This is a genomic window from Streptomyces sp. NPDC127106 (genome assembly GCF_042677605.1).
In the GTDB taxonomy this organism is placed as follows: Bacteria; Actinomycetota; Actinomycetes; order Streptomycetales; family Streptomycetaceae; genus Streptomyces.
This window is the reverse complement of the sequence record NZ_JBHXTC010000012.1, coordinates 68797-95540: the sequence shown is the minus strand read 5'-3', so window position 1 is coordinate 95540 and position 26744 is coordinate 68797. Positions and strand designations below refer to the sequence as shown.

23 protein-coding genes are annotated in these 26744 nt (G+C 71.7%); 12 read left to right on the top strand and 11 right to left on the bottom strand.

Annotated features, from left to right (window positions below):
- Nucleotides 1-278: 278 nt before the first annotated feature.
- Nucleotides 279-1178, top strand: a complete 900-nt coding sequence (locus tag ACFVGY_RS13985; protein ID WP_385675889.1) for an HAD family hydrolase — start codon at nucleotides 279-281, stop codon at nucleotides 1176-1178.
- Nucleotides 1179-1579: 401 nt separating this feature from the next.
- On the opposite strand, the gene ACFVGY_RS13980 is transcribed toward ACFVGY_RS13985, so the two are convergent.
- Nucleotides 1580-2401, bottom strand: a complete 822-nt coding sequence (locus ACFVGY_RS13980; protein ID WP_385675886.1) for an oxidoreductase — start codon at nucleotides 2399-2401, stop codon at nucleotides 1580-1582.
- 109 nt (nucleotides 2402-2510) lie between these two features.
- Between ACFVGY_RS13980 and ACFVGY_RS13975 the strand changes: the two genes are divergently transcribed.
- Nucleotides 2511-3554 carry an ATP-binding protein gene (locus tag ACFVGY_RS13975; RefSeq protein WP_385675884.1) on the top strand — a complete coding sequence of 348 codons (1044 nt, stop codon included), beginning with the start codon at nucleotides 2511-2513 and terminating at the stop codon, nucleotides 3552-3554.
- On the opposite strand, the gene ACFVGY_RS13970 is transcribed toward ACFVGY_RS13975, so the two are convergent.
- A complete protein-coding gene (locus ACFVGY_RS13970) occupies nucleotides 3496-4800 on the bottom strand; it encodes a hypothetical protein (RefSeq protein ID WP_385675881.1) in 1305 nt (434 codons plus the stop codon). The two genes, ACFVGY_RS13975 and ACFVGY_RS13970, sit on opposite strands and share 59 nt — an antisense overlap.
- Before the next feature lie 352 nt (nucleotides 4801-5152).
- On the opposite strand from ACFVGY_RS13970, the gene ACFVGY_RS13965 reads away from it, so the two are divergent.
- From ACFVGY_RS13965 to ACFVGY_RS13945, 5 genes are all read left to right on the top strand, one after another.
- Nucleotides 5153-7441, top strand: coding sequence for a SulP family inorganic anion transporter (locus ACFVGY_RS13965; RefSeq protein WP_385675968.1), 2289 nt, complete (start codon nucleotides 5153-5155; stop codon nucleotides 7439-7441).
- Between the two features lie 165 nt (nucleotides 7442-7606).
- A complete protein-coding gene (gene acs / locus ACFVGY_RS13960) occupies nucleotides 7607-9604 on the top strand; it encodes an acetate--CoA ligase (RefSeq protein ID WP_385675878.1) in 1998 nt (665 codons plus the stop codon).
- Nucleotides 9605-9842: 238 nt separating this feature from the next.
- Nucleotides 9843-11276: a Na+/H+ antiporter NhaA gene (nhaA, locus tag ACFVGY_RS13955; protein ID WP_385675875.1), complete on the top strand. Its 1434-nt coding sequence runs from the start codon at nucleotides 9843-9845 to the stop codon at nucleotides 11274-11276.
- 61 nt (nucleotides 11277-11337) lie between these two features.
- A complete protein-coding gene (locus ACFVGY_RS13950) occupies nucleotides 11338-11796 on the top strand; it encodes a phage holin family protein (protein WP_385675872.1) in 459 nt (152 codons plus the stop codon).
- Nucleotides 11793-12749, top strand: coding sequence for an alpha/beta fold hydrolase (locus tag ACFVGY_RS13945; RefSeq protein ID WP_385675869.1), 957 nt, complete (start codon nucleotides 11793-11795; stop codon nucleotides 12747-12749). Before ACFVGY_RS13950 ends, ACFVGY_RS13945 begins: the two co-directional genes overlap by 4 nt.
- A 400-nt stretch (nucleotides 12750-13149) precedes the next feature.
- Here ACFVGY_RS13945 and ACFVGY_RS13940 read toward each other — a convergent pair whose 3' ends face one another.
- The 3 genes from ACFVGY_RS13940 to nth form a co-directional block, all read right to left on the bottom strand.
- Complete coding sequence (locus ACFVGY_RS13940; RefSeq protein WP_385675866.1) at nucleotides 13150-14352, bottom strand: MarP family serine protease; 1203 nt, start codon at nucleotides 14350-14352, stop codon at nucleotides 13150-13152.
- A gap of 13 nt (nucleotides 14353-14365) precedes the next feature.
- A complete protein-coding gene (locus tag ACFVGY_RS13935) occupies nucleotides 14366-15217 on the bottom strand; it encodes an NUDIX hydrolase (RefSeq protein WP_385675863.1) in 852 nt (283 codons plus the stop codon).
- A 173-nt stretch (nucleotides 15218-15390) separates the two neighbouring features.
- Nucleotides 15391-16203 (bottom strand): endonuclease III, encoded by an 813-nt coding sequence (nth, locus tag ACFVGY_RS13930; RefSeq protein WP_385675966.1) that lies wholly within the window; start codon nucleotides 16201-16203, stop codon nucleotides 15391-15393.
- Nucleotides 16204-16511: 308 nt separating this feature from the next.
- Here nth and ACFVGY_RS13925 point away from each other — a divergent pair, with 308 nt between their 5' ends.
- Entirely contained in the window at nucleotides 16512-17186 is a 675-nt protein-coding gene (locus ACFVGY_RS13925; RefSeq protein ID WP_010473292.1) for a Crp/Fnr family transcriptional regulator, read from the top strand.
- 113 nt (nucleotides 17187-17299) lie between these two features.
- Nucleotides 17300-18100: a nucleotidyltransferase domain-containing protein gene (locus ACFVGY_RS13920; protein ID WP_385675860.1), complete on the top strand. Its 801-nt coding sequence runs from the start codon at nucleotides 17300-17302 to the stop codon at nucleotides 18098-18100.
- Nucleotides 18101-18289: 189 nt separating this feature from the next.
- Here ACFVGY_RS13920 and ACFVGY_RS13915 read toward each other — a convergent pair whose 3' ends face one another.
- The 5 genes from ACFVGY_RS13915 to ACFVGY_RS13895 all read right to left on the bottom strand — a co-directional run bounded on the left by ACFVGY_RS13915 (nucleotide 18290) and on the right by ACFVGY_RS13895 (nucleotide 21182).
- Complete coding sequence (locus ACFVGY_RS13915; protein WP_385675857.1) at nucleotides 18290-18595, bottom strand: hypothetical protein; 306 nt, start codon at nucleotides 18593-18595, stop codon at nucleotides 18290-18292.
- Nucleotides 18592-19437 (bottom strand): MBL fold metallo-hydrolase, encoded by an 846-nt coding sequence (locus ACFVGY_RS13910; protein ID WP_385675854.1) that lies wholly within the window; start codon nucleotides 19435-19437, stop codon nucleotides 18592-18594. The genes ACFVGY_RS13915 and ACFVGY_RS13910 overlap by 4 nt, the downstream gene beginning before the upstream one ends.
- The gene (locus tag ACFVGY_RS13905; RefSeq protein WP_385675851.1) at nucleotides 19434-20345 is read right to left on the bottom strand and encodes an NUDIX hydrolase; all 912 of its coding nucleotides are present in this window, start codon (nucleotides 20343-20345) and stop codon (nucleotides 19434-19436) included. Before ACFVGY_RS13905 ends, ACFVGY_RS13910 begins: the two co-directional genes overlap by 4 nt.
- A gap of 205 nt (nucleotides 20346-20550) precedes the next feature.
- Entirely contained in the window at nucleotides 20551-21024 is a 474-nt protein-coding gene (locus tag ACFVGY_RS13900; RefSeq protein ID WP_385675848.1) for a RidA family protein, read from the bottom strand.
- Nucleotides 21021-21182, bottom strand: a complete 162-nt coding sequence (locus tag ACFVGY_RS13895; RefSeq protein WP_007264966.1) for a DUF4177 domain-containing protein — start codon at nucleotides 21180-21182, stop codon at nucleotides 21021-21023. Before ACFVGY_RS13895 ends, ACFVGY_RS13900 begins: the two co-directional genes overlap by 4 nt.
- A gap of 117 nt (nucleotides 21183-21299) precedes the next feature.
- On the opposite strand from ACFVGY_RS13895, the gene ACFVGY_RS13890 reads away from it, so the two are divergent.
- Nucleotides 21300-22280, top strand: a complete 981-nt coding sequence (locus ACFVGY_RS13890; protein WP_385675845.1) for an ArsA family ATPase — start codon at nucleotides 21300-21302, stop codon at nucleotides 22278-22280.
- On the top strand, nucleotides 22277-23608 hold the full coding sequence (locus tag ACFVGY_RS13885; protein WP_385675842.1) for an ArsA family ATPase: 1332 nt from the start codon (nucleotides 22277-22279) through the stop codon (nucleotides 23606-23608). The genes ACFVGY_RS13890 and ACFVGY_RS13885 overlap by 4 nt, the downstream gene beginning before the upstream one ends.
- A 40-nt stretch (nucleotides 23609-23648) precedes the next feature.
- Here the strand turns inward: ACFVGY_RS13885 and ACFVGY_RS13880 are convergent, their stop codons facing one another.
- Nucleotides 23649-23999 carry a WhiB family transcriptional regulator gene (locus tag ACFVGY_RS13880; RefSeq protein ID WP_249766619.1) on the bottom strand — a complete coding sequence of 117 codons (351 nt, stop codon included), beginning with the start codon at nucleotides 23997-23999 and terminating at the stop codon, nucleotides 23649-23651.
- A gap of 397 nt (nucleotides 24000-24396) precedes the next feature.
- Between ACFVGY_RS13880 and ACFVGY_RS13875 the strand changes: the two genes are divergently transcribed.
- Nucleotides 24397-26682, top strand: coding sequence for a transglycosylase domain-containing protein (locus ACFVGY_RS13875; RefSeq protein ID WP_385675838.1), 2286 nt, complete (start codon nucleotides 24397-24399; stop codon nucleotides 26680-26682).
- Nucleotides 26683-26744: the final 62 nt, after the last annotated feature.

Sequence of the window (26744 nt, the reverse complement as noted above, 5' to 3'; positions counted from 1 at the left end):
CGCACCGTGACGAGTCTGAAGGGGTGAGGGCCTCCACCACGCAGGCCCACCGAGGAAGGGGGGCCGGACGGATGGGTACTCGATACGGGAGGCGAGGACGCGAACCGCGTCCGGACATGCGACGACCCCCGCCGGGGGGGAGAGCGGGGGTCGTCCCCACGGTCCGACTCGGGGGGGGAGGAGCCAGACCGGGTTAGCACGGTCGCGAACGATCCGTGACTTCCATGGTGTACCCGAGAGCCCTCTCAGGCAAACCCACGCGCCACACCTTACGCCGAATGGTGGGCGCATATGCTCGGGGCGTGGAAATCCAGCCCTTGCCGCACTCGTCGCCCCGCACCGCAGCCTTCTTCGACCTGGACAAGACGGTCATTGCGAAGTCAAGCACTCTGACGTTCAGCAAGTCCTTCTACCACGGTGGTCTGATCAACCGCCGGGCCGTACTGCGCACCGCGTACACCCAGTTCATCTACCTGGTCGGCGGCGCCGACCACGACCAGATGGAGCGGATGCGGGAGTACCTGTCCGGGCTGTGCAAGGGGTGGAACGTGCAGCAGGTGCGCGAGATCGTCGCCGAAACGCTGCACGACCTCATCGACCCCCTGATCTACGACGAGGCCGCGTCCCTCATCGAGGCCCACCACACCGCGGGCCGCGACGTGGTGATCGTCTCGACGTCCGGCGCGGAGGTGGTCGAGCCGATCGGCGAGATGCTCGGGGCGGACCGGGTCGTCGCCACGCGGATGGTCATCGGCGAGGACGGCTGTTTCACCGGCGAGGTGGAGTACTACGCGTACGGCCCCACCAAGGCCGAGGCCGTCCGGGAGCTGGCCGAATCCGAGGGCTACGACCTGTCCCGGTGCTACGCGTACAGCGACTCGGTGACCGACATCCCGATGCTGGAGGCCGTCGGCCACCCCCACGCCGTCAACCCCGACCGCGCGCTGCGGCGCGAGGCGGTGGCGCGTGAGTGGCCGGTGCTGGTGTTCAACCGGCCGGTGCGGCTGAAGCAGCGGCTCCCCGGGCTGTCCATGCCCGCCCGCCCGGCACTGGTCGCCGCGGCGGCGGTGGGCGCGGCCGCGGCCACCGCCGGGCTCGTCTGGTACGCGAACCGGCGCCGCTCCGGCGCGCTGGCCGCTGGGGCCGCGGGTGCCGCCGCAGCCGCCGCCTCCGCCTGAGCCCGCAGACACCCCCGAGCCGATCCTCCGCGCCTGGGCCGGGGCCCCGACCTGCACCGACATCACCTGTCCGGTTCGCCCGTGATCATCCCGGAAAGTAAAAAAAGCAGCCAGGGGTTCCGCTTGCCACCGAAGCGGAGTACAAAGGAGTCACGGCCCGCGAGACCGAAGAACATCCGAGAGGATCATCTTTAGAACGCAGTAGAGGCCCACGGACCGAATGCAGGAACGCCGAGCACCCACGCGACGTCGACCCGTCGATTACGGGCCAGCCGCACCAGGTAACCGGGCAAAGACCCCGACCTGATGGGCACATATCGAGGACGCTTGGTAACTGGGCGTGAATGCCAGCGGCGACACCACAGCAAGACGGTGTCGCCGCAACCCTGCGTCCGGGCCCCCTACGCGGCGCCGCGCTGCAGGGCCTCGCAGACCGCCGTCGTCTCACGGACACCCAGCTCCACGGCCCGCCCGCAGTGTGCGATCCACTGCGCCATCCCCTGCGCGGTCCCGGACACGTAGCCGGCGAAGGCCGCCAGGTACGCCTCCCGCCCCAGCTCCGCGTGGCCGACCTCCGCCGGGCAGATCGCCTTCGGGTCGAGACCGCTGTTGATCAGCACGATGCGCTCGGCCGCCCGCGCGACCAGCCCGTTGTGCGAGGCGAACGGGCGCAGCGCCAGCAGCTCCCCGTGCACCACCGCCGACAGCACCAGCGCCGGGGCGGCAGTACCCGCGATCACCAGCCGCGACAGGCCGTCCAGCCGGCCGGCGACCTCGTCGGCGGAGGGCAGCGGCTGCTCGATCAGGGGCTCGTCCACCGGCTCGCCGGCCAGGCGGGGGCGGCCCACCACGTCGCCGTCGGCCGTCGATCCGGAGGCCACCAGGTGCAGGCGGGCGAGCACGCGCAGCGGCGACTGCCGCCAGATGCTCAGCAGCTGCCCGGCCTCGGCCGTGAGTCGCAGGGCGGCCCCGACGGTCCGCGCCTCGGGATCCGCGCCGAAGTCGGTCCGACGGCGCACCTCCTCCAGCGCCCAGTCCGCCCCGGACAGCGCCGCGCTCCCGCGGGCCGCGCGCAGGGCGGCTTCCGAGGTGAGCTCCGCGCTGCGGCGGCGCATGATCCGGTGCCCGTAGACCCGGTCCACGGCCTTGCGTACGGAGTCCACGGTCTCGGCGACGCCCGGGAGCGAACCCAGGGCGGCCAGCGGGTCGGCAGCGCTACTCATAAGTAGGGAGCCTACGCACTCGACACCCATAGCACCGACCCCTCCTTGGAGTGGTCTTCTTCACTCGGATGCGCCACCCAAAGCGATCGAGCGGCTACGCTTCGTGAACATGAAGATCGCTTTCGTGGGAAAGGGCGGCAGCGGCAAGACGACGCTGTCCTCCCTGTTCATCCGCCACCTCGCCGCGGCCGGCGCTCCGGTCGTGGCGGTGGACGCCGACATCAACCAGCACCTGGGCGCCGCGCTCGGCCTCGACGAGGAGCAGGCGGCCGCACTGCCGGCCCTCGGCGCGCACCTGCCGCTGATCAAGGAGTACCTGCGGGGCTCCAACCCGCGGATCGCGTCGGCCGATTCGATGATCAAGACGACGCCGCCGGGCACCGGCTCGCGCCTGCTGCGGGTGACCGAGGACAACCCGGTCTACGAGGCCTGCGCGCGCCCGGTGCCGCTCGACGGGAGGCCCGTACGGCTGATGGCGACCGGGCCGTTCACCGAGTCGGACCTGGGGGTGGCCTGCTACCACTCCAAGGTGGGGGCGGTGGAGCTCTGCCTCAACCACTTGGTCGACGGGCCGGACGAGTACGTCGTCGTCGACATGACCGCCGGCTCGGACTCCTTCGCCTCGGGCATGTTCACCCGGTTCGACGTGACGTTCCTCGTCGCCGAGCCGACGCGCAAGGGCGTCTCCGTCTACCGCCAGTACACCGAGTACGCCCGGGACTTCGGGATCGCGCTCAAGGTGGTCGGCAACAAGGTGCAGGGCCCGGACGACGTCGCGTTCCTGCGGGACGAGGTGGGCGAGGACCTGCTGGTCACGGTCGGGCAGTCGGACTGGGTGCGGGCGATGGAGAAGGGACGGCCGCCCGCGTTCGGGCAGTTGGAGGCGGACAACCGGCAGGCCCTGGAGGTCCTGCGGGAGGCGGCCGACGGCTCGTACGCCCTGCGCGACTGGGAGCGGTACACGGCGCAGATGGTGCACTTCCACCTGCGGAACGCGCAGAGCTGGGGCAACGCGAAGACCGGGGTCGACCTGGCGGCCCAGGTCGACCCCGGATTCGTCCTGCGGGAAGAGGCCGGCGGGGCGTCGGGAGCGCTCAGCCCTCACCCGCAGCCGCTGCGGTCGGCTCCGCGTCCGGCTCCGCAGCCGGCTTGACCCCGGTGGGGGCGGTCGGCTTGACCGGCGGCCCCGCCGTCAGGAACTTCGTCCAGCCCTCCTTCGGCGCTTCGCCGACGTCGAGGGTGCGCAGCCGCTCCAGGACCTTCGGGTCCTGTGCGTCCAGCCAGTCGGCGAGCTCGCGGAAGGGCACGCAGCGGACGTCCGGGCGGGTGCAGACGGTCTTGATGGTCTCCTCGACGGCGCGCATGTAGGTGCCGCCGTTCCAGGACTCGAAGTGGTTGCCGATGATCAGGGGCGCGCGGTTGCCCCCGTAGGCCCGTTCGAAGGCCTGGAGCAGGCCGTCGCGCATCTGATTGCCCCAGTAGGCGTGCTGGGCGGGGTCGCCCTGGGTGGTCGTCCCGGACTGGTTGACCATGTAGTTGTAGTCCATGCTCAGGGTGTCGAAGGCGCGGCCGGGCAGGGGCACGAGCTGCAGCGGCAGGTCCCAGAGGCCGTCGGTCTTCTGCGGCCAGATCTGCTTGCTGATGCCGCTGGAGTCGTAGCGGAAGCCGCCCATCTCCTTGGCCGCGAGCATGAAGTTCTTCTGGCCTTCGAGACAGGGGGTGCGGGCGCCGATGAGCTCCTTGTCGTAGTCGAAGGGGAGCGCCGGCACGTCCTGCAGGCCGGCGTTGGTCTTCCAGTTCTTAACGAAGGACTTGGCCTGGTTGATCTCGCTCTTCCACTCCTCGACGGACCAGGTGCCGACGCCGCCGTCGGGGCCGCAGAAGTGGCCGTTGAAGTGGGTGCCGATCTCGTTGCCCTCCAGCCATGCGGCGCGGAGCTGCACGGTGGTGTCCTTGATGCCCTGGAGGTCGCCGAAGCCGATGTCGGAGCGGCCGGGGTCATGCTGCGGGGCGGTATAGAGGGAACGTTTCTCCTGCGGCAGCAGGTACACGCCGCTGAGGAAGTACGTCATCCGGGCGTTGTACTTCTTGCCGACCTCGCGGAAGTGCGAGAAGAGCTTCTGACTGTCCTCGCCGGCCCCGTCCCACGAGAACACCACGAACTGGGGCGGCTTCTCGCCGGGCTTCAGCCTCTGCGCCTTCTGCACGTTCGGCTGCGGGCCGGTGTACGCGGTCGAGCCGTCGCCGATGGGCCGGTTCACCCTGGCGGGGGCCTGCGGGGCGGCCGCACCCTTCTTCGGTCGGGGGCGGGCGGACTCCGAACTGCTGCAGCCGGCCGCCCCCAGGACCAGGGCCATGGCGACCAGGCCGCCGGCGGTCTTCTTCGTGGCGGCGATCATCCGCCCACCTCTCCTCCAGTTGCACCGCGGGACTTCGCTTCCGCGCCGCAACGTCCCACGCGACCCGCCCCGGAGAAGGTGTGACAAGCCGTACAAAATGCTTAATCACCCATGAGTGGGATTCTCTGAGCCATTTGCCCGTATTACCTTCCGTAGAGCTTTACCTTCCATTACCTTTCGTTTACTGAGTGTTGATACTTCTCATGGATTTACGCCACTTCCCGCCGCTTCATCCCTCACAGAGGAGACGGGACCCGTGACAGCCACCTTCCCCAAGCGCCCCTCCGACGAGCTAGGCAACACGCACGGCAAGAGGGCCCGAACCGACCTCGCGGCGGACGTCTCCGCCTCCCTGACCGTGTTCCTCATCGCCCTTCCGCTCTCCCTCGGCATCGCACTGGCCACCGGCGCCCCGCTCCAGGCCGGCCTCGTGGCCGCGGCCGCGGGCGGCATCGTGGTCGGATGCCTGGGCGGCGCACCACTCCAGGTCAGCGGCCCCGCCGCCGGACTCACCGTCGTCACCGCGGAGTTGATCCAGCACTACGGATGGCGCACGACCTGCGCCATCACCGTGCTCGCGGGCTGCTGCCAGCTCGGACTCGCCGCCCTGCGCACCGCCCGGTCCGCGCTGATGGTGAGCCCCGCCATCGTGCACGGCATGCTCGCGGGCATCGGGGTCACCATCGCCCTGGCCCAGCTGCACATCGTCCTCGGCGGCACCCCGCAGAGCTCCCCCGTGGCCAATGTCCAGGGCCTGCCGAGCCAGTTGGCCAACATCCACCCGACCGCCCTCGGCGTGAGCGTGCTGACCCTGGTCGTGCTGCTCGGCTGGCCGCGGCTCCCCGGGCGGCCGGGCCGGGCCCTGCGCAAGGTGCCGGCCGCGCTCGCCGCAGTCGCCACGGCCACCGCCTGCGCGACATTCGCCGGGCTCAGCCTGCCCCGGGTGGACCTGCCGTCCTGGCGCAGCCACGCCCTGCCCGAGCTGCCCGAGGGCCCGGCCCTCGGACTCGTCGCCGCCGTCCTGACGATCACCCTGGTCGGCAGCGTGGAATCCCTGCTCTCCGCCGTCGCCACGGACAAGCTGATCGCCTCCGAGCGGCGCACGGCCGACCGGCCGCCGCGCGCCCACCTCGACCGGGAGCTACGCGGCCAGGGCGCGGCGAACATCGTCTCCGGAGCCTGCGGCGGACTGCCGATCACCGGTGTGGCGGTACGCAGCGTGGCCAACGTCAAGTCCGGGGCGACCAGCCGGAAATCGGCCGTGTTGCACGGCTTGTGGGTGGTGCTCGCGGCCGCGCTGCTGGTCCCGGTCCTCGACCTGATCCCGCTGGCGGCGCTGGCCGCGCTCGTGATGGCGGTCGGGGTGCAGATGGTCAGCATCACGCATATGCGCAACGTCACCCGGCACCGGGAGTTCCTGGTGTACGCCACGACGGTCGTGGCGGTGGTGCTCGGCGGCGTCCTGGAAGGCGTCGCCATCGGCATCGCGGTGGCCGTGGCCGTGGCCCTGCACCGGCTGACCCGGACCCGGATCACGGTGGAGGAGCTGGACGGCGTACACCAGGTGTGGGTGCGCGGGCAGTTGACCTTCCTCGCGGTGCCGCGGCTGAGCCGGACGCTGAACCAGATCCCGCACAAGGGGCACGTCGTCATCAAGCTGGACGGCTCGTTCATGGACCACGCCGCGTACGAGACGCTGCAGGACTGGCAGGACTCGCATCTGGCGCACGGCGGTTCGCTGGAGGTGAGGGGTCGCCCGGCCGAGGGGGCCCACGGCGCCGCCGCCCTGGGGGGCGCCGACGAACCGGACGGCGACCGGCCGCACGGTGTCGGGTCCGCGGGCGACCGGCCCGACATCGCGCCCGGGACGGGCGGCGAGCTCAGCACGCAGCGGGGCGGCCACCACTGCTGCCGGCCCTGGACCCCGTGGAAGAACCACTGCGACCACCGGGCCCCGGCCCCGCGCAGCCGGGGCGCCGGCCGGCTGGCCAGCGGCATCACCGCCTTCCAGCGCGACACCGCCCCGCACGTCCGCGACGAGCTCGCCCGCCTGGCCCGTGAGGGGCAGCGGCCCTCCCAGCTCTTCCTGACCTGCGCCGACTCCCGCCTCGTGACCAGCATGATCACGGCCAGCGGTCCGGGCGACCTGTTCACCGTCCGCAACGTCGGCAACCTGGTCCCCCTGCCGGGCGCCGAGACTGCGGACGACTCCGTCGCGGCGGCCATCGAGTACGCGGTGGACGTGCTGCGGGTGGACAGCATCACGGTGTGCGGGCACTCCGGCTGCGGTGCCATGCAGGCCCTGCTCAACTCGGCCCCGGGGGATCCGGTGACCCCGCTGAGCCGGTGGCTGCGCCACGGCCGGCCCAGCCTGCGGCGGATGGACAGCCGTCACCACGCCTGGGCCCGGATCTCGGGCCGGCTCCCCGCGGACGCCGTCGAACAGCTGTGCCTGACCAACGTGGTGCAGCAGCTGGAGCACCTCAGGGCGCACGAGTCGGTGGCCCGGCGACTTGCCGACGGCACGCTGGAGCTGCACGGAATGTACTTCCACGTGGGCGAGGCCCAGGCGTACCTGCTGTCGGAGGGGGAGGATTTTTTCGACTGTCGGGTTTTTGACACTGTCGGCCAACACGCCTGAATCCAGGGCGTCCAGAACGGCTACCCTCCGGTATCCATGCAACCGACCGCCCCCTTCCCGCATCCTGCAGCGGGAGGGGGCACTCGCGCGCGTGGCCCCGGCGTGTTATAGGTCTAAACCAATTCTGGGCGAGCCCTTGTCACCTGGGCGTCCGACTGATGAGCTATGCCCGGGGACACAACGGACACCCTGGGAAAGGGAGATGTCGTGAGCAACGAGAGCCTGGCCAATCTGCTCAAGGAGGAGCGGCGGTTCGCACCGCCCGCCGATCTGGCCGCCGCCGCCAACGTGACGACGACGGCGTACGCAGAGGCCGAGGCGGACCGGCTGGGCTTCTGGGCCGCGCAGGCCCGCCGCCTGACCTGGGCGGTGGAGCCGACCGAGACCCTCGACTGGACCAATCCGCCCTTCGCCAAGTGGTTCGCGGACGGCAAGCTGAACGTCGCGTACAACTGTGTGGACCGGCACGTCGAGGCCGGCAACGGCGACCGCGTCGCCCTCCACTTCGAGGGCGAGCCCGGCGACAGCCGCGCGATCACCTACGCCGAGCTCAAGGACGAGGTCTCGCGGGCCGCCAACGCTCTGACCGAACTGGGCGTCGGGGCCGGCGACCGGGTCGCCGTCTACCTGCCGATGATCCCCGAGGCCGTCGTGGCGATGCTCGCCTGCGCCCGGATCGGTGCCGCGCACTCGGTGGTCTTCGGCGGCTTCTCCGCCGACGCCGTGGCCTCCCGCATCCAGGACGCCGACGCGAAGCTGGTCATCACCGCCGACGGCGGCTACCGCCGCGGCAAGCCCTCGGCGCTCAAGCCCGCCATCGACGAGGCCGTCGCCAAGTGCCCGCAGGTCGAGCACGTGCTCGTGGTGCGCCGCACCGGCCAGGAGACCGCCTTCACCGAGGGCCGCGACCTGTGGTGGGACGAGACGGTCGGCCGCCAGTCCGCCGAACACACCCCGCAGGCCTTCGACGCCGAGCACCCGCTGTTCATCCTCTACACCTCGGGGACCACGGGTAAGCCCAAGGGCATCCTCCACACCTCCGGCGGCTACCTGACGCAGGCCTCGTACACCCACCACGCGGTCTTCGACCTCAAGCCGGAGACCGACGTCTACTGGTGCACCGCCGACATCGGCTGGGTGACCGGCCACTCGTACATCGTCTACGGGCCGCTCTCCAACGGCGCCACGCAGGTGCTGTACGAGGGCACCCCGGACACCCCGCACCAGGGCCGGTTCTGGGAGGTCGTGCAGAAGTACGGCGTCACCATCCTGTACACCGCACCCACCGCGATCCGTACGTTCATGAAGTGGGGCGACGACATCCCCGCGAAGTTCGACCTGTCGAGCCTGCGCGTGCTCGGCTCGGTCGGCGAGCCGATCAACCCCGAGGCCTGGATCTGGTACCGCAAGCACATCGGCGGCGACCGCTGCCCGATCGTGGACACCTGGTGGCAGACCGAGACCGGCGCGATGATGATCTCCCCGCTGCCCGGTGTCACGGAGACCAAGCCCGGTTCGGCGCAGCGCGCTCTGCCCGGCATCGGCGCCACGGTCGTGGACGACGAGGGCCGCGAGGTCCCGAACGGCGGTGGCGGCTACCTGGTCCTCACCGAGCCGTGGCCGTCGATGCTGCGCACCATCTGGGGTGACGACCAGCGCTTCGTGGACACCTACTGGTCCCGCTTCGAGGGTCGCTACTTCGCAGGCGACGGCGCCAAGAAGGACGAGGACGGCGACATCTGGCTGCTGGGCCGGGTGGACGACGTGATGCTGGTCTCCGGCCACAACATCTCCACCACCGAGGTGGAGTCGGCGCTCGTCTCGCACCCCGCGGTCGCCGAGGCGGCCGTCGTGGGCGCCGCCGACGAGACCACCGGCCAGGCCATCGTCGCCTTCGTCATCCTGCGCGGCACCGCCAGCGAGGACGAGAACCTGGTCGCGGACCTCCGCAACCACGTGGGCGCCACCCTCGGGCCCATCGCCAAGCCGAAGCGCGTCCTGCCCGTCGCGGAGCTGCCCAAGACCCGCTCCGGCAAGATCATGCGCCGTCTGCTGCGCGACGTGGCGGAGAACCGCGAGCTCGGCGACGTCACCACGCTGACCGACTCCTCGGTCATGGACCTCATCCAGAGCAAGCTGCCCACGGCCGGCAGCGAGGACTGAGCCCGGGCCGGGCACGGCCCGGCAGGGACCGGCAGGGACCGCCCGGCAGGGGCCCGAGCCCGAAAGGGGCATCCAGCGCGTCGCGCCGGATGCCCCTTTCGCGAATAAGGTGATGATCGTCCTGTTCGTTCCTGCGTGCTCCTGTACGGTGAGGGAAACGTAAAGAAGCGCAGGAGCGCCGGGAAGTCTGGTCGGCAACGAGTTCCGTCATGCCGTCCCACCCCGGAGGTGTCCGCTCGTGGCCGCGCCCCGCTCCACCGACCACCCCAGCCGCACGTTCCTCGGCCGCCTCTCGCTGCCCGAGCGGCGTTTCGTGGCCGATGCCCTGCGCACCGAGACGGTCGGCGGCGTCCTGCTCCTCGTGGCCGCGGTCACCGCGTTGCTGTGGGCCAACATCCCCGCCTTCGGCGACAGCTACGAGGCCGTCCGCACCTTCCACATCGGCCCGGCCGCCCTCGGTCTCGACCTGTCCCTCCAGCACTGGGCGGCCGACGGCCTGCTCGCCGTCTTCTTCTTCGTCGCCGGCATCGAGCTCAAGCGCGAGCTCGTCGCGGGCGACCTGCGCGACCCCAAGGCGGCCGCGCTCCCGGTGATCGCCGCCGTCTGCGGCATGGCCACGCCCGCGCTGGTCTACGTCCTCGTCAACGTCGTCGGCGGCGGATCGACGGGCGGCTGGGCGGTCCCGACCGCCACCGACATCGCCTTCGCCCTCGCCGTCCTCGCGGTCATCGGCACCTGGCTGCCGTCCGCCCTGCGCGCCTTCCTGCTGACCCTCGCCGTCGTCGACGACCTCTTCGCGATCCTGATCATCGCGGTCTTCTTCACCAGTGACATCAGCTTCCCGCACCTAGGCGGGGCGCTCCTCGGCCTGGTCCTGTTCTGGTTCCTGCTGCGCAGGGGCGTGCGCGGCTGGTACGTGTACGTCCCGCTCGCCCTCGTCATCTGGGGCCTGATGTACAACAGCGGCGTCCACGCGACCATCGCCGGCGTCGCCATGGGCCTGATGCTGCGCTGCACCCGCCGGGAGGGCGAGGAGCACTCCCCCGGCGCGCACATCGAGCACCTGGTCCGCCCCCTCTCGGCCGGCCTCGCCGTCCCCCTCTTCGCGCTCCTCTCCGCCGGGGTCGCCCTCTCCGGCGACGCCATCGGCCAGGTCTTCACCCGGCCCGAGCCCCTCGGCGTCGTCCTCGGCCTGGTCGTCGGCAAGACGGTGGGCATCTTCGGCGGCACCTGGCTGGCCGCCCGCTTCACCCGGGCCGAACTGGGCGAAGACCTCGCCTGGCCCGACGTGCTCGCCGTGGCTTCCCTCGCCGGCATCGGCTTCACGGTCTCCCTGCTGATCGGCGAGCTCGCGTTCGCCGGCGACCCGGTCCTCACGGACGAGGTCAAGGCCGCCGTGCTGATCGGCTCCTTCATCGCCGCGACCGTCGCCTGCGTCCTGCTCAAGCTGCGCGACCGCACGTACCGGGCGCTGACCGAGACCGAGGAGCGCGACGAGGACCGCGACGGCATCCCGGACATCTACGAGGAACACAACCCGGACTACCACCTGCGGATGGCGCGGATCCACGAGGAGAAGGCCGCGGAGCACCGCCGCAAGGCCGCCGCACCGACCGCCGCGCCGGCCGAAGGGGCGGCCGGGTCCAGCGGCGGCGGCGACCGTCCGGCATGATCTGAACTGACGCAGTGACCGACGGGGGACAGCCGCCGGCCGACGACAGAGGGAGAGAGCGATGACCGCAGTGGACCAAGGGGCGCAAGGAGCCGAGCGCACACTCGGCCAGCTGGTCGCCTCGGCCACCGCCGAGATGTCCGCCCTGGTGCACGACGAGATCGCCCTCGCCAAGGCGGAGCTCCGCGAAGACGCCCGCCGGGGGGCCACCGGCGGCATCGCCATCTCGATCGCCGGCGTGTTCGCCCTCTTCTCCCTGCCGGTGCTGAGCTTCGCCGCGGCGTACGGGATCCACAACCTCGGGCTCGGCCTCGCCTGGTCCTTCCTCATCGTCGGCGTGGCGTTCCTGCTGTTCGCGGGTCTGCTCGCGCTGATCGCCGTGTCCAAGTTCAAGAAGGTCAAGCCGCCGGAGAAGAGCATCGCCTCCGTCAAGGAGACCGCGGCCGTCATCCAGACCGTCAAGCCGCACCCGCGGCCGGTGAGTGACCAGGCTGTGGGTGTGGCACGCTCGTCCTCATGACAGCGACCGCACCGGACTCCAGCACCCCGCCCACCGCCGCGACGGCGGTGCGCCTCGACGGCCCCTGGACGCACCGGGACGTCGCGGCCAACGGGGCCCGGTTCCACGTCGTCGAGCGGGGCGACGGGCCGCTGGTGCTGCTGCTCCACGGCTTCCCGCAGTTCTGGTGGACCTGGCGGCACCAGCTGACCGCGCTCGCCGAAGCCGGGTACCGCGCCGTCGCGATGGACCTGCGCGGGGTGGGCGGCAGTGACCGCACCCCGCGCGGCTACGACCCCGCCAACCTGGCGCTCGACGTCACCGGCGTCATCCGGTCCCTCGGCGAACCGGACGCCGCCCTGGTGGGCCACGACCTGGGCGGGTACCTCGCCTGGACGGCAGCCGTGATGCGGCCCAAGCTGGTGCGCCGGCTCGTCGTCTCCTCCATGCCGCACCCGCGGCGCTGGCGCTCGGCCATGCTGTCGGACTTCGGACAGACCAGGGCGAGTTCGCACATCTGGGGCTTCCAACGGCCGTTCATCCCCGAGCGGCAGCTCGTCGCCGACGACGGGGCCCTCGTCGGGAAGCTGATCCGGGACTGGTCCGGGCCGCGGCTGCAGGAGGACGCGGCCGAGGAGGACCTGGCCGTGTACCGGCGGGCGATGTGCATCCCGTCCACCGCGCACTGCTCGATCGAGCCGTACCGCTGGATGATGCGCTCCATGGCCCGGCCGGACGGGCTCCAGTTCAACCGGCGGATGAAGATGCCGGTGCGGGTGCCGACCCTGCACCTGCACGGCTCGCTCGACCCGGTGATGCGGACGCGCAGCGCGGCGGGTTCCGGCGAGTACGTCGAAGCCCCGTACCGCTGGCGGCTGTTCGACGGGCTCGGGCACTTCCCGCACGAGGAGGACCCGGCCGCGTTCTCGGCCGAGCTGGTGAACTGGCTCAAGGACCCGGAGCCCGACCGCTGATCCGGTGCCGCTCTTGCGGCTGCGACCGTCTGACGGATGGACGGATGGACGGTTTGACGACCGTATTGTCTTACGGTCCTTCAATTGCCCGGCGCATAGGCCAATTGGGCGCGCCGGACGGGGTTACCGACCTTGGCGCCCGGGCACAGCTCGTTGTATGGGCTGGACGCACGACCACGGTGACACCGCACACGACCACCGCCCGGCAGTGACGCCGGGCGGGCACGGGAGGACCGGCCGCGAAGGCCGCGACCCCCGACTCGGGATTCCACGCATCCTGCGCCGCCGGGCCCGCTGGGTGTCGGCGCGGCTGCGCCATCCACGTACTTAGTCGGGGCGGGGCCGGGGCCGTACGGGCGGGAGCGTCACCCACCCGTACGGGGTCACCCGTCCGTACGGCTCACAGGGCGCAGGCCTGGCTGTCGACCCGCCGTTCGGCGGTCTTCCCGATCCGGATGTCGTCGCGGACCTCGTCCGCCGTCAGCGCGTAGCCGGTGTTCGGGTCGTCGAGGGACTTCGCGAAGACGACTCCGTACACCCTGCCGTCCGAGGTCAGCAGCGGGCCGCCCGAATTGCCCTGGCGGACGGTCGCGAACAGCGAGTACACGTCGCGGCGGACGGTGCCCCGGTGGTAGATGTCCGGGCCGTTGGCGTTGATCCGGCCGCGGACGCGCGCCGAGCGGACGTCGTAGGCGCCGTTCTCCGGGAAGCCCGCGACGATCGCGTCGCTGCCGCTCATCGCGTCCTTGTCGGCCCATTCCAGCGGCGGCGCCTTCAGCTTGGGCACGTCGAGGACGGCGATGTCGCGCTCCCAGTCGTAGAGCACGACCTTTCCGTCGTACAGCTTGCCCTCGCCGCCGATCTGCACGGTCGGCTCGGTGACGCCGCCGACGACGTGCGCGTTGGTCATGACCTTGCCGGGGGCGAAGACGAAGCCGGTGCCCTCCAGCACCTTGCTGCAACTGGGCGCGGTGCCGACGACCTTCACGATCGAGCGCTTGGCCGCCGCGGCCACGGGGCTCTGCGCCAGGGCCGGGTCGGGCGCCCTGACCTCGGTGATGGGCTCGTTGGAGAACGGGCTGAAGACCTGCGGGAAGCCGTTCTGGGCGAGGGTGGAGGTGAAGTCCGAGAACCAGGTACCGGCCTGGGTCGGCAGCACCCGCGACACCCCCAGCAGCACCTTGGAGTTGCGGACCTCCTTGCCCAGCGTGGGCAGCGAGGTGCCGGCGAGCGCCGATCCGATGAGCCACGCGACGAGCAGCATCGCGACGACGTTCACGAGGGCGCCGCCGGTGGCGTCGAGGATCCGCGCGGGCGACCACGTGATGTGGCGGCGCAGGCGGTTGCCGAGGTGGGTGGTGAAGGCCTGTCCGATGGAGGCGCAGACGATGACGACGACGACGGCGATCACCACGACCGTGGTGGACACCTTCGTGCCGTTGTCGGTCACCTTGTCCCAGACCAGCGGGAGGACGGACATGGCGATGAGGCCACCGCCCAGGAAGCCGATCACCGACAGGATGCCGACGACGAAACCCTGGCGGTAGCCGACGATCGCGAACCACACGGCAGCGACCAGCAGCAGGATGTCCAGCACGTTCACGTGGGCCACCGTCTCATGCGCGCCAGTCGAGCGGGACCTGCCTCGACCGGTCCCATGGGCGCTCCCAGCCTGCGAAGTGCAGCATCCGGTCGATCACTCCGGCGGTAAAACCCCAGACCAGAGCGTCGTTCACGGTGAAGGCGGGGCCCAGGTGGCCACTGGGGTGCACGGCAGTGGCGCGGTTCGCGGGGTCCGTGAGATCGGACACGGGCACGGTGAACACGCGGGCGGTCTCGGCCGGATCCACGGCGCCCACCGGGCTCGGCTCGCGCCACCAGCCCAGGACCGGGGTCACGACGAACTCGCTGACCGGGATGTACAGGCGCGGCAGCACACCGAACAGCTGGACCCCGGCGGGGTCGAGCCCGGTCTCCTCCTCGGCCTCGCGCAGCGCGGCGTGCAACGGGCCCGTGGTGTGCGGGTCGCCGTCCTCAGGGTCGAGGGCGCCGCCGGGGAAGGAGGGCTGGCCGGGGTGGGAACGCAGGCTTCCGGCCCGCTCCATGAGCAGCAGCTCGGGGCCGGAAGGGCCCCGGCCGAAGAGGATGAGGACCGCGGACTGGCGGCCCCGGCCGTCCTCGGGCGGCAGGAACCGGCTGAGCTGGGTCGGACGGACCGTCCGCACGGCCTCCACGACGGGATCCAGCCAGTCGGGCAGGCCCTGGGTGCTCAGGCGCAGGTCGCGGCGCCTCGCGGAGCCCGGTCCGGCGACTTGACCGGTATCCGGACCGGTGTCCCGACCGGCTGCCGGCACGGCGTCCTGACCGCCGGCCGGCACGGCGTCCGGTCCGGCTCCCGGACCGTGGTCCCGCGCCGGTGGCGCGGCCGCCCGGGCCACTCCGCTGTCGTCCCGCGCTCCGCGCGTCATAGGCACCCCTGCTCCCTACCGTTGCTGTTGCCACCGATGCTGTTGCCGGCGCCGGCCCGACCCCGTCCCGACCCGCGCCGACCCCGTGCCGACACCGGGACAACGCCGCCCCGGTCCGGATTCGTTCCACCGCGGGCCGCCGTGGGCGGCGGCCCGCGCCCTGTTCGGACCCCTCAGACCGCCGCCGGGGCTCCGCCCAGCGGCTGGGCCGGAAGGCCCGGGTAGTCCGGCGGCGGGTTCAGCCGCTGGCCCGGCTGGCCGCCCTTCTCGTACTTCAGCAGCTTCTTCGCCTTCTCCGGATCCGTCTCGCCCTCCCCGTACGCGGGGCAGAGCGGCGCGATCGGGCAGGCGCCGCAGGCCGGCCGGCGCGCATGGCAGATGCGGCGGCCGTGGAAGACGACGCGGTGCGAGAGCATCGTCCACTCGCTCTTGGGGAAGATCGCGCAGATCTCCGCCTCGACCTTCTCCGGGTCCTCCTGCTCGGTCCACTTCCAGCGCCGCACCAGCCGCCCGAAGTGGGTGTCCACGGTGATGCCGGGGACACCGAACGCGTTGCCGAGCACCACGTTGGCTGTCTTGCGGCCGACGCCCGGCAGGGTCACCAGCTCCTCCAGACGGCCCGGGACCTCCCCGCCGAAATCGTCCCGCAGGGCCTGCGAGAGGCCGAGCAGGGCCTTGGCCTTCGCCCGGAAGAACCCGGTCGGCCGGATGATCTCCTCCAGTTCTTCGGGCACGGCCGCCGCCATGTCCTCCGGGGTCGGGTACGCGGCGAAGAGGGCCGGCGTCGTCTGGTTGACCCGGAGATCGGTGGTCTGGGCGGACAGGACGGTCGCGACCAGCAGCTCGAAGGGGTTCCGGAAGTCGAGTTCGGGATGGGCGTACGGGTAGACCTCGGCCAGCTCACGGTTGATCCTGCGGGCGCGGCGCACCAGGGCCAGACGGGATTCCGTTTTCTTGGCCGAAGCTTTGCCCGGGGGCTTCGGCAGGCCCTGCTCGGGCTTCCGGGGCCGCGCGGGCGCCTCCCCGGAGGCCTGTTCGCCCACAGCTGAATCGGCCGCGCGCGTCACTCGCGCGGACCCCTTGGCCTGTGCTCTCACCGGCTTATTGGACACCCGGCCAGCCTAAGCCCGGCCGCCCGAACCCGCCCGGACCTCAGGTAACACCACCCCGATTGGCCTCTCGCCGCACAGCATGCCCGTACGTCCGGCATCCTTGTGATTGATCGCACTGTTTGAGGCGTCCGGCAAAATGGGGAACACGGTCCCCTGAGCTGGTCGACATAGGAGAGAGACTCGTGGACGACGTTCTGCGGCGCGCCCCGCTCTTCGCGGCGCTCGATGACGAGCAGGCCGCGGAGCTCCGCGCCTCCATGAGCGAGGTGACTCTCGCACGCGGTGACGCCCTGTTCCACGAGGGCGACCCCGGTGACCGGCTGTACGTCGTGACCGAGGGCAAGGTCAAGCTGCACCGCACCTCCCCCGACGGCCGCGAGAACATGCTGGCCGTCCTCGGCCCCGGCGAGCTGATCGGCGAGCTCTCGCTGTTCGACCCGGGCCCGCGCACCGCCACCGCCACCGCCCTCACCGAGGTCAAGCTCCTCGGTCTGGGCCACGGCGACCTCCAGCCCTGGCTGAACGCCCGGCCCGAGGTGGCGAGCGCCCTGCTGCGCGCGGTGGCCCGCCGCCTGCGCAAGACCAACGACCAGATGTCCGACCTGGTCTTCTCCGACGTTCCGGGCCGCGTGGCCCGTGCGCTCCTGGACCTGTCGCGCCGGTTCGGCGTGCAGTCGGAGGAGGGCATCCACGTCGTGCACGACCTGACGCAGGAGGAGCTCGCCCAGCTCGTCGGCGCCTCCCGCGAGACCGTGAACAAGGCCCTGGCCGACTTCGCCGGCCGCGGCTGGCTCCGCCTGGAGGCCCGCGCGGTGATCCTGCTGGACGTGGAGCGACTGGCCAAGCGCTCGCGCTGACGTACGCCCCCCGCGAACCGAGAGGGGGTCCTGCCCGGTGGTCCGGGCGGGACCCCTTCGTGCTGCTGTGCCCCGCGCGCGCCGGCACGCCCGCCACCGGGCACAGTGGGGCCATGGAACCTCGGGGAGTGGACGCGTACGGGTACGTGGAGCGGGAAGGCTCGCTGGACCGGGTGCAGGAGCCGTTCGAACCGGTCGTCGCCGCCGCGCGCAGCCTGATCGCCGACGCGTACGGACCCCGGCTGCACAGCGCCTACCTGTACGGCTCCGTGCCGCGCGGCACCGCCCGCCCGGAGCGCTCCGACCTCGACGTCCTGCTCGCCCTGCACCACGAGCCCGCCGCCGAGGACCGGGACACCGCCGAGGTGCTGGCACGGACCCTCGACGAGGAGTTCCCGCAGATCGACGGGGTCGGCGTGCTGCAGTACGGCCGGGACCGGCTGCTGAGCGAGCAGGAACGGTACGACCTGGGTTGGTTCCTGGCCTGCCTGTGCACCCCGCTGCTCGGCCCCGACCTCGCCGAAGAGCTGCCCCGCTACCGTCCGGACGCCCTGCTGGCCCGCGAGACCAACGGCGACCTGGCCGCCCTCCTGCCCCGCTGGCGGTCCCGGCTGGACGCGGCGGCCGCACCCGGCGACGTCCGGCGGCTCAGCCGCGCCGTCACCCGGCACCTGGTGCGCACCGGGCTCACGCTCGTCATGCCGCGCTGGGGCGGCTGGACCAGCGACCTCACCGAGTCCGCGGAGGTCTTCGGGCGGTACTACCCGCAGCGCGCGGCGCAGATGCGGGCCGCGGCCGAGGTGGCGCTGGAGCCGGTCTGCGACCCCGCCGTGCTGCGGGTGTTCGTCCAGGACCTCGGGCCGTGGCTGGCGGAGGAGTACACGGCCCGGCTGGGCACGAAGTCCCCGCGCTGAGCGCTCCGGCGCTCTGCGGGAGGTGCGGTGACGGACCGGCGATCGTGTGCGGGCCCGTGGCGGCCGGTCGCGCAGTTCGCCGCGCCGCGTCGGGGCGCTGCCGAACCGCAGCCGACTTCACCACGTACCGCTCGAACCGCCCGGAGGGCGGGCTCGCCGGCCCGCCTGCAGGCCGGGACGCGGGCGGCCTCAGGCGCGGGCCGGAACGGCTTCCGCCAGTGCCTCGACGGCCCGCTTGGCCTCGACCAGGTCCGCCCCGGTGGCCGCCCGGTACGCCTTGATCGCCTCGATCGTGCGGCCCTCGCGCAGCAGCGCCCGTACGCCCTCCAGGCCCGCCGGCTCCGGCTCCTCGACGCCCAGGTGGTCCAGGACGAGGCCCAGGCGCCGCTCCAGCCGCTCCGCCCTGCGCTCCAGTGCCTTCATGCGCAGGGTCACCGTCGAGGCGGTCCACGCGGCGCAGGCGAGTACGACGAGCAGCACGATCAGCGTGTTCATTCGGGTCCCCCGGGAATCAATCCGTGATCTTGAAGGTACTCCAGCTGGGCGCGCACGGACCATTCGGCGGCGGGCCACAGGGAGCGGTCGACGTCCGCGTAGACGTGGGCGACGACCTCCTGGGGGGTGGTGTAGCCGTTCTCGACGGCGGTCTCGACCTGGGCGAGCCGGTGCGCGCGGTGGGCGAGGTAGAACTCGACGGCGCCCTGGGCGTCGTCCAGCACCGGGCCGTGGCCGGGCAGCACGGTGTGCACGCCGTCGTCGACCGTCAGGGAGCGCAGCCGGCGCAGCGAGTCGAGGTAGTCACCGAGGCGCCCGTCGGGGTGGGCGACGACGGTGGTGCCGCGGCCGAGGATCGTGTCGCCGGTCAGGACGGCCCGGTCGGCGGGCAGGTGGAAGCAGAGCGAGTCGGCGGTGTGCCCGGGGGTGGGGACCACGCGCAGCTCCAGGCCGCCGGTGCGGATCACGTCCCCGGCGGCCAGCCCTTCGTCGCCGAGGCGCAGGGTCGGGTCCAGGGCGCGGACCTTGCTGCCGGTGAGCTCCGCGAAGCGGCCGGCCCCCGCGGCGTGGTCGGGGTGGCCGTGCGTGAGGAGGGTCAGCGCGATGCGCTTGCCCGCGCGCTCGGCGGTCTCGACGACCGCCCGCAGGTGCGCCTCGTCCAGCGGGCCGGGGTCGATGACGACGGCGAGATCGGAATCGGGCTCGGCAACGAGCCAGGTGTTGGTGCCGTCGAGGGTCATGGCCGAGGCGTTGGGGGCCAGGACGTTCGTGGCGCGGGCGGTGGCCGGGCCGGAGGAGACCACTCCGCGCGGCTGTCCGGGCAGGGCTGCGGCGTCGGTCACGACCCACCTCCGAAGGTGACGCGCTTGGTGAACTCGTCGTGCCCGGGCCAGCTGAGCACCACCTCGCCGTTCTCCAGCGCCGCCTGCGCCAGTACGGGTTCCAGGTCCCGGCCGGTGGCCGCGGCGAGGGCGTCGGCGGCGCTCCGGTACGGCTCCAGGGACCGCAGGGTGGAGATGGTGGGCGGCATCATCAGCAGCTCGCCCTTGTCGTAGCCGTCCGCGGCCTCGGCGGGGCGGATCCAGACGGTCCGGTCGGCCTCGGTGGAGGCGTTGCGGGTGCGCTGGCCCTCGGGGAGGGCTGCGACGAAGAACCAGGTGTCGTAGCGGCGCGGCTCGAACTCCGGGGTGATCCAGCGGGCCCAGGCGCCGAGGAGGTCGGAGCGCAGCCGCAGGCCGCGGCGGTCGAGGAAGGCGGCGAAGGACAGCTCGCGGGCGACGAGGGCCTGCCGGTCGGCCTCCCAGTCCTCGCCGGTGGTGTCCCCGACGACGGTGTCGGCGGTCTCGCCCGCGAGGAGCACGCCCGCCTCCTCGAACGTCTCGCGGACGGCCCCGCAGACGATGGCCTGGGCGGTACGGGCATCGGTGCCCAGGCGGGCCGCCCACGCGTCCAGGCCGGGCCCGGCCCAGCCGACGAGGCGGTCCTCGTCGCGCGGGTCGACGGCGCCGCCGGGGTAGGCGTACGCGCCGCCGGCGAAGGCCATGGAGGCCCGCCGGCGCAGCATGTGCACGACCGGGCCGGCCGCGGTGTCCTTCAGCAGCATCACGGTGGCGGCCCGTCTGGGCTCCACCGGCGTGAGGGAGCCGTCCGCGAGCGCGCGGATCCGGTCGGGCCACTCCGGCGGGTACCACTGCCCTCCGGCGGGGGTGGCTCCGTGTGTCTGCTGCTGTCCCTGCTCACCGTTGGGCATGCCCGGGATGCTACGGGCATCCGGCCCGATGTTCGAGAGCCGGCTGCCGTGGGCGGGCCCGCGCGCCGTCCTGGGGCCCGCGCCGTCAGTGGGCCCGCGCCGTCAGCGGGCCCGCGCCGTCAGCGGGCCCGCGCCGTCAGCGGGCCCGCGCCGTCAGCGGGCCCGCGCGCCGTCGGCGTGCGGGCCCGGCACTGCTCGGGGCCGGTCAGGCGTCGGGCAGCAGCTCGACCTGGATCTCGACCTCGACCGGGGCGTCGAGCGGGAGCACCGCCACGCCCACCGCGCTGCGGGCGTGGACGCCCTTGTCGCCGAGCACCTCGCCGAGGAGCTCGCTCGCACCGTTGAGGACGGCGGGCTGGGCCGTGAAGTCGGGTGCCGAGGCGACGAAGCCGACGACCTTCACGACGCGCGCGATCCGGTCGAGGTCGCCCGCGACGGACTTCACGGCGGCCAGGGCGTTCAGCGCGCAGGTGGCGGCGAGCTCCTTGGCCTGCTCGGGCGAGACCTCGGCACCGACCTTGCCGGTGACGGGCAGGCTGCCCTTGACCATCGGGAGCTGGCCCGCGGTGAACACGTAGTTGCCCGAGCGGACGGCCGGCTGGTACGCAGCCAGCGGGGCGGCGACCTCGGGGAGGGTCAGGCCGAGCTCGGCCAGCTTCGCTTCGACGGCGCCGCTCATGCCTTCTCCCGCTTGAGGTAGGCCACGAGCTGCTCGGGGTTGTTCGGGCCGGGCACGACCTGGACGAGCTCCCAGCCGTCCTCGCCCCAGGTGTCCAGGATCTGCTTGGTGGCGTGGACCAGCAGCGGGACCGTCGCGTATTCGAACTTCTTGGTCATGGGGGCGAGCGTATCGCCTGTCGCACCGGGGAAACGCCCGCCCGGCCGGGCCCCGGCTCCGACCGGGGGGAGAGGGTCCTGCGCGGCGCGAGGGCCGAGTGGTTAGGCTCAGAGGCTGTGAGCAGGCTCCAGGTGGTCAGCGGCAAGGGCGGAACCGGAAAGACCACGGTTGCCGCGGCACTCGCGCTCGCCCTCGCACGCGAGGGCAGGCGGACGCTTCTGGTGGAGGTCGAGGGCAGGCAGGGGATCGCACAGCTCTTCGGGACGGAAGAGCTCCCGTACGAGGAACGCAAGATCGCCGTCGCCCCGGGCGGCGGGGAGGTGTTCGCGCTCGCCATCGACGCGGAGCGGGCGCTGTTGGACTACCTCCAGATGTTCTACAAGCTCGGCTCGGCAGGCCGCGCGCTGAAGAAGCTCGGGGCCATCGACTTCGCGACGACGATCGCGCCCGGGCTGCGCGACGTGCTGCTGACCGGCAAGGCGTGCGAGGCGGTGCGCCGCAAGGACAAGGCCGGCCGGTACGTGTACGACCACGTGATCATGGACGCGCCGCCGACGGGCCGGATCACCCGTTTCCTGAACGTCAACGACGAGGTGGCGGGGCTGGCCCGGTTCGGGCCGATCCACAACCAGGCGCAGGCCGTGATGAAGGTGCTGAAGTCCCCCGAGACGGCGGTCCACCTGGTCACGCTGCTGGAGGAGATGCCCGTCCAGGAGACCGCCGACGGGATCGCCGAACTGGTGGAGGCCGGGCTCCCGGTGGGGCGGGTCGTGGTCAACATGGTCCGGCCGCACCATCTGGACGAGGAGGCGCTGCGGGCCGCGGGCAACGAGCACCGCGCCGGCGTGGCCCGGGCGCTGGCCCGGGCGGGGCTGGGCGGCGCCCGGCGCGGCGGACAGGCGGAGCGGCTGGTGGATCCGCTGCTCGCGCAGGCCGCCGAGCACGCGAGCCGGGTGGAGCTGGAGCGCGCGCAGCGGGCGGTGCTGCGGGAGCTGGCGGTGCCGACGTACGAACTCCCGCTGCTCGGCGCGGGGATGGATCTGGCCGGGCTCTACGAGCTGGCCTCGGAGCTGCGGAAACAGGCGGGCGAGGAATGAGTGAGGCCGTGGGCACGTCGTCGTCGCCGGAGCTGTCCGTGGACGGGCTGCTGGACGACCGCGACACCCGGATCATCGTGTGCTGCGGCGCGGGCGGGGTCGGCAAGACCACGACCGCCGCGGCCCTGGGCCTGCGGGCGGCGGAGCGGGGGCGGAAGGTGGTCGTGCTGACCATCGACCCGGCGCGCCGGCTGGCCCAGTCGATGGGGATCGACTCCCTCGACAACACCCCGCGCAGGGTCTCCGGTGTGGCCGCCGACGGCGGTGAACTGCACGCCATGATGCTGGACATGAAGCGGACCTTCGACGAGATCGTCGAGGCGCACGCGGACCCGGAGCGGGCCGGGGCGATCCTGGCCAACCCCTTCTACCAGTCCCTGTCGGCCGGCTTCGCGGGCACGCAGGAGTACATGGCGATGGAGAAGCTGGGGCAGCTGCGGGCCCGGGACGACTGGGACCTGATCGTGGTGGACACCCCGCCGAGCCGGTCCGCGCTGGACTTCCTCGACGCGCCGAAGCGGCTCGGGTCGTTCCTGGACGGGAAGTTCATCCGGGTGCTGATGGCTCCGGCGAAGGTCGGCGGCCGAGCGGGGATGAAGTTCCTCAACGTCGGCATGTCGCTGATGACGGGCACTCTCAGCAAGCTGATGGGCGCTTCGCTGCTGAAGGACGTGCAGACCTTCGTGGCGGCGATGGACACGATGTTCGGCGGTTTCCGCACCCGCGCGGACGCGACGTTCCGGCTGCTGCAGGCTCCGGGGACGGCCTTCCTGGTGGTGGCGGCGCCCGAGCCGGACGCCCTGCGCGAGGCCGCGTACTTCGTGGAGCGGCTGGCCGCGGAGCGGATGCCGCTGGCCGGGCTCGTCCTGAACCGGGTGCACGGCAGCGGCGCTGACGGGCTGTCCGCAGAGCGCGCCCTGGCCGCCGCAGACAATCTTGAGCGGAACGGCATTGTGGATCAGGAGGCCGGGAAAGCTGGACTTCGTGACTCGGCCGCAGAAGACGTGCACGCGGAGCCGGGCCCGGACGCGGGCTCGGACGCCGACGCGTGCGCCGAAACGAACGCCGAAACGGATGCCGACGCCGACGCGGGCACGACCGCGGGCTCGGACGTGGAAGCGGACGAGATCGCGGCAGGACTGCTGCGCCTGCACGCAGAACGCATGCTGGTGATCGCGCGCGAGCAGCGCACACGCGACCAGTTCACCTCACGGCACCCCGAGGTGGCGGTGACCGAGGTGGCCGCCCTGCCCGGCGATGTGCACGACCTCGCCGGGCTGCGGGCCATCGGAGAACGACTCGCGGCCGGGATTCCGGCCGGAGCGTAGGCGACCGTACGGCACCGGTGTACGCGGAACGGCTGGGGATCTACCCGGCCGCCGCGTAGGTCTCGTACGGGACGTCCATCTCCGCATCGACATCCACGGTGAGGATGCCCGTGCTGCGTTCGTACTCCGTGCGCGCGGTCTCGAGCAGCCGCCGCCACGAGGTGACGGTGGGACGCCGGCGCAGCAACGCGCGACGCTCCCGCTCGGTCATTCCGCCCCACACGCCGAACTCGACACGATTGTCGAGCGCGTCGGCCAGGCACTCGGTCCGCACCGGACACCCGGTGCACACCGCCTTGGCCCTGTTCTGTGCCGCTCCTTGAACGAACAGTTCATCCGGATCGGTAGTGCGGCAGGCTGCCTGCGCACTCCAGTCGGTTACCCAGCCCATCCCGGCGCCGTCCTCTCCCGAATCGAGGCTCCCCCACGGCGGTAGCGGCATATTCACCGCTGCCAGTTGAGGACGTTACGGAAGGCGGGGACGGCGCAACACCCCCGACGGGCCCAATCTTGAATGGCCCGAACGGACTATGGGTAAGCGGCAGATCACCCGACGGAGTGATCGAACGACATGCCGGACCGTTCCGGCGATTCGGATGAAATCGGCGGACTGTGGACGACCGGCCGTCAGGGTGAGCGGTGAGATTCGGACATGAGTTCACCCCATTCGGGAAGGGTGAAAATCAAGCCGAGGGGTTGATGTCGCACCGCACTGCTGTGACAGTTGGGGACAGCTTAGGCCAAGGCATTCGCGTGTGTCCGGCGAATGAGAACGTAGGCTGCCCTCCATGGGAAAGAAGCGCTCGGGCGCCGGGCTCACGGGGCCGCAGCAGGCCGCCAAGTTCCTCGGGCTGTCCGTTCTCTCCGGAGTCGTTCTGGCAGGCATCGCCATCCCGGGCGCCGGAGCCCTCGGGCTGGCCGCCAAGGGCACAGTAGAGGGATTCGACGAGATCCCGGCCAATCTCAAGACCCCGCCGCTCAGTCAGCGCACCACGATCCTGGACGCCGAGGGTGGCCTGATCGCCACGGTGTACTCGCGCGACCGGCAAGTGGTCCCGCTCACGGCCATCTCGCCGTACATGCAGAAGGCGATCGTCGCGATCGAGGACTCGCGCTTCTACGAACACGGCGCCGTCGACCTCAAGGGCATCCTGCGCGCGGTCAACCGCAACGCGCAGGAGGGCGGCGCCGCCCAGGGCGCCTCGACGCTCACCCAGCAGTACGTGAAGAACGTCTTCGTCGAGGAGGCCGGCGACGACGAGACCAAGGTGCGCGAGGCCCAGGAGAAGAGCCTCGGGCGCAAGATCCGCGAGCTGAAGTTCTCGATCCAGGTCGAGGAGGAGCTCGGGAAGAAGAAGATCCTCGAGAACTACCTCAACATCACGTACTTCGGCCAGCAGGCGTACGGCATCGAGTCCGCGTCCCAGCGCTACTTCAGCAAGCCGGCCAAGGACCTCACCCTGGACGAGTCGGCCCTGCTCGCCGGCCTCGTGCAGTCGCCCAGCCGGTACGACCCGGTGAACGACAGCCAGGAGGCGATGAAGCGCCGCAACGTCGTCCTCCAGCGGATGGCCGACGTGAAGGACATCTCGCAGGCCGAGGCGGACGAGGCGAAGAAGAAGCCGGTCCAGCTGAAGGTGACCCGACCCAAGAACGGCTGCATCACCGCCGTCAAGGGCGCCGGCTTCTTCTGCGACTACGTGCGCAACACGTTCCTGACCGACCCGGTGTTCGGCAAGACCCGCGAGGAGCGGGCCAAGCTGTGGAACCGGGGCGGCCTGACCGTCCGTACGACGCTGGACCCGCAGTCGCAGGACTCCGTCAACGAGTCGATCAAGGACCACGTCAGCCAGGACGACAAGGTCGCCACGGCCGTCACCCTGGTCCAGCCGGGCACCGGCCGGGTCGTCGCCATGGGCCAGTCCAAGCCGTACGGCTTCAACAAGAACGAGACGCAGATCAACTTCTCCGTCGACAAGCGGATGGGCGGATCCAGCTTCGGCTTCCCGACCGGCTCGACCTTCAAGCCGTTCGTCGCGGCCGCGGCCCTGGAGGAGGGCATCTCCCCCGGCAGGGTGTACTCCTCGCCGTACCAGATGGAGTACCCGAGCCCGGTGCGGACCTGCGGCGACAAGCCCTGGGTCAACACCGCCCACGAACGCCTGGAGAACGAGCAGGAGTCCGAGGTCGGCCCGTACGGCATGAACCAGGCGATGGCCAAGTCGGTCAACACCTACTTCGTGCAGATGATCCACGAGACGGGCGTGTGCCCGGTCACCGAGATGACCACCAAGCTCGGCGTGATCCCGGCCGACGGCACCAAGCTGCCCGAGGTCCCGGCCATCGCGCTCGGCACCGAGGGCATGTCGCCGCTGACCATGGCCAACGCCTACGCGACCTTCGCCAACCGCGGCACGTACTGCACCCCCGTCTCCATCGAGTCCATCACCGACGCCCACGGCAAGGCGCTGTCCGTGCCGAAGTCCAAGTGCGAGCGGGTGATGTCGGAGCGGACCGCCGACACCATCAACAGCCTGCTCCTCGGCGTGGTCGACTCCGGTACGGGTACGGCCGCGGGCCTGACCGACCGGCAGAACGCGGGCAAGACGGGCACCACCGACAGTCGCTACAACGCCTGGTTCGTCGGCTACACGCCGAACATGTCCGGCGCGACCTGGGTCGGCTCCGGCGGCTCCAAGCAGGTGTCGATGGAGAACATCACCATCGGCGGCCAGTACTACGACAAGGTGTACGGCGGCGGGCTCCCCGGCCCGATCTGGAAGCAGGCCGTCAGCGGGGCCCTCGCCGGCCGCGAGGCCCCGAGTTTCGTCACGGTCGGCCTCCCCGACACCGGCAACCCCGGCGGGACCGGCGGCACCGGCAAGCCCACCCCGCCGACCACCCCGACGAAGCCCACCAAGCCCAACAAGCCCAGGAAGCCCGGTGGCGACGTCAAGCCCGACGGCCCGACCACGGGCGGCGGCGCCACCACGGGCGGGGGCACCACACCGACGAACCCGTTCCCCGGAATCACCCTGGAGCCGGGCGTGATCGGCGGCCGCGACGCGGAGTAGCGGAGGAACGGAGAACGGAGAACGGAGAAACGGGAGGGGCCCGGTGCCGATCGGCACCGGGC

What these genes read in the sequence shown, in the direction of transcription:
- ACFVGY_RS13985 (WP_385675889.1), top strand. Translation starts at nt 279, where the DNA reads ATGGTGGGCGCATATGCTCGGGGCGTGGAAATCCAGCCCTTGCCGCAC.
- ACFVGY_RS13980 (WP_385675886.1), bottom strand. Translation starts at nt 2,401, where the DNA reads ATGAGTAGCGCTGCCGACCCGCTGGCCGCCCTGGGTTCGCTCCCGGGC.
- ACFVGY_RS13975 (WP_385675884.1), top strand. Translation starts at nt 2,511, where the DNA reads ATGAAGATCGCTTTCGTGGGAAAGGGCGGCAGCGGCAAGACGACGCTG.
- ACFVGY_RS13970 (WP_385675881.1), bottom strand. Translation starts at nt 4,800, where the DNA reads ATGATCGCCGCCACGAAGAAGACCGCCGGCGGCCTGGTCGCCATGGCC.
- acs (WP_385675878.1), top strand. Translation starts at nt 7,607, where the DNA reads ATGCCCGGGGACACAACGGACACCCTGGGAAAGGGAGATGTCGTGAGC.
- ACFVGY_RS13950 (WP_385675872.1), top strand. Translation starts at nt 11,338, where the DNA reads ATGACCGCAGTGGACCAAGGGGCGCAAGGAGCCGAGCGCACACTCGGC.
- ACFVGY_RS13945 (WP_385675869.1), top strand. Translation starts at nt 11,793, where the DNA reads ATGACAGCGACCGCACCGGACTCCAGCACCCCGCCCACCGCCGCGACG.
- ACFVGY_RS13935 (WP_385675863.1), bottom strand. Translation starts at nt 15,217, where the DNA reads ATGACGCGCGGAGCGCGGGACGACAGCGGAGTGGCCCGGGCGGCCGCG.
- ACFVGY_RS13920 (WP_385675860.1), top strand. Translation starts at nt 17,300, where the DNA reads ATGGAACCTCGGGGAGTGGACGCGTACGGGTACGTGGAGCGGGAAGGC.
- ACFVGY_RS13915 (WP_385675857.1), bottom strand. Translation starts at nt 18,595, where the DNA reads ATGAACACGCTGATCGTGCTGCTCGTCGTACTCGCCTGCGCCGCGTGG.
- ACFVGY_RS13905 (WP_385675851.1), bottom strand. Translation starts at nt 20,345, where the DNA reads ATGCCCAACGGTGAGCAGGGACAGCAGCAGACACACGGAGCCACCCCC.
- ACFVGY_RS13900 (WP_385675848.1), bottom strand. Translation starts at nt 21,024, where the DNA reads ATGAGCGGCGCCGTCGAAGCGAAGCTGGCCGAGCTCGGCCTGACCCTC.
- ACFVGY_RS13895 (WP_007264966.1), bottom strand. Translation starts at nt 21,182, where the DNA reads ATGACCAAGAAGTTCGAATACGCGACGGTCCCGCTGCTGGTCCACGCC.
- ACFVGY_RS13885 (WP_385675842.1), top strand. Translation starts at nt 22,277, where the DNA reads ATGAGTGAGGCCGTGGGCACGTCGTCGTCGCCGGAGCTGTCCGTGGAC.
- ACFVGY_RS13880 (WP_249766619.1), bottom strand. Translation starts at nt 23,999, where the DNA reads ATGGGCTGGGTAACCGACTGGAGTGCGCAGGCAGCCTGCCGCACTACC.
- ACFVGY_RS13875 (WP_385675838.1), top strand. Translation starts at nt 24,397, where the DNA reads ATGGGAAAGAAGCGCTCGGGCGCCGGGCTCACGGGGCCGCAGCAGGCC.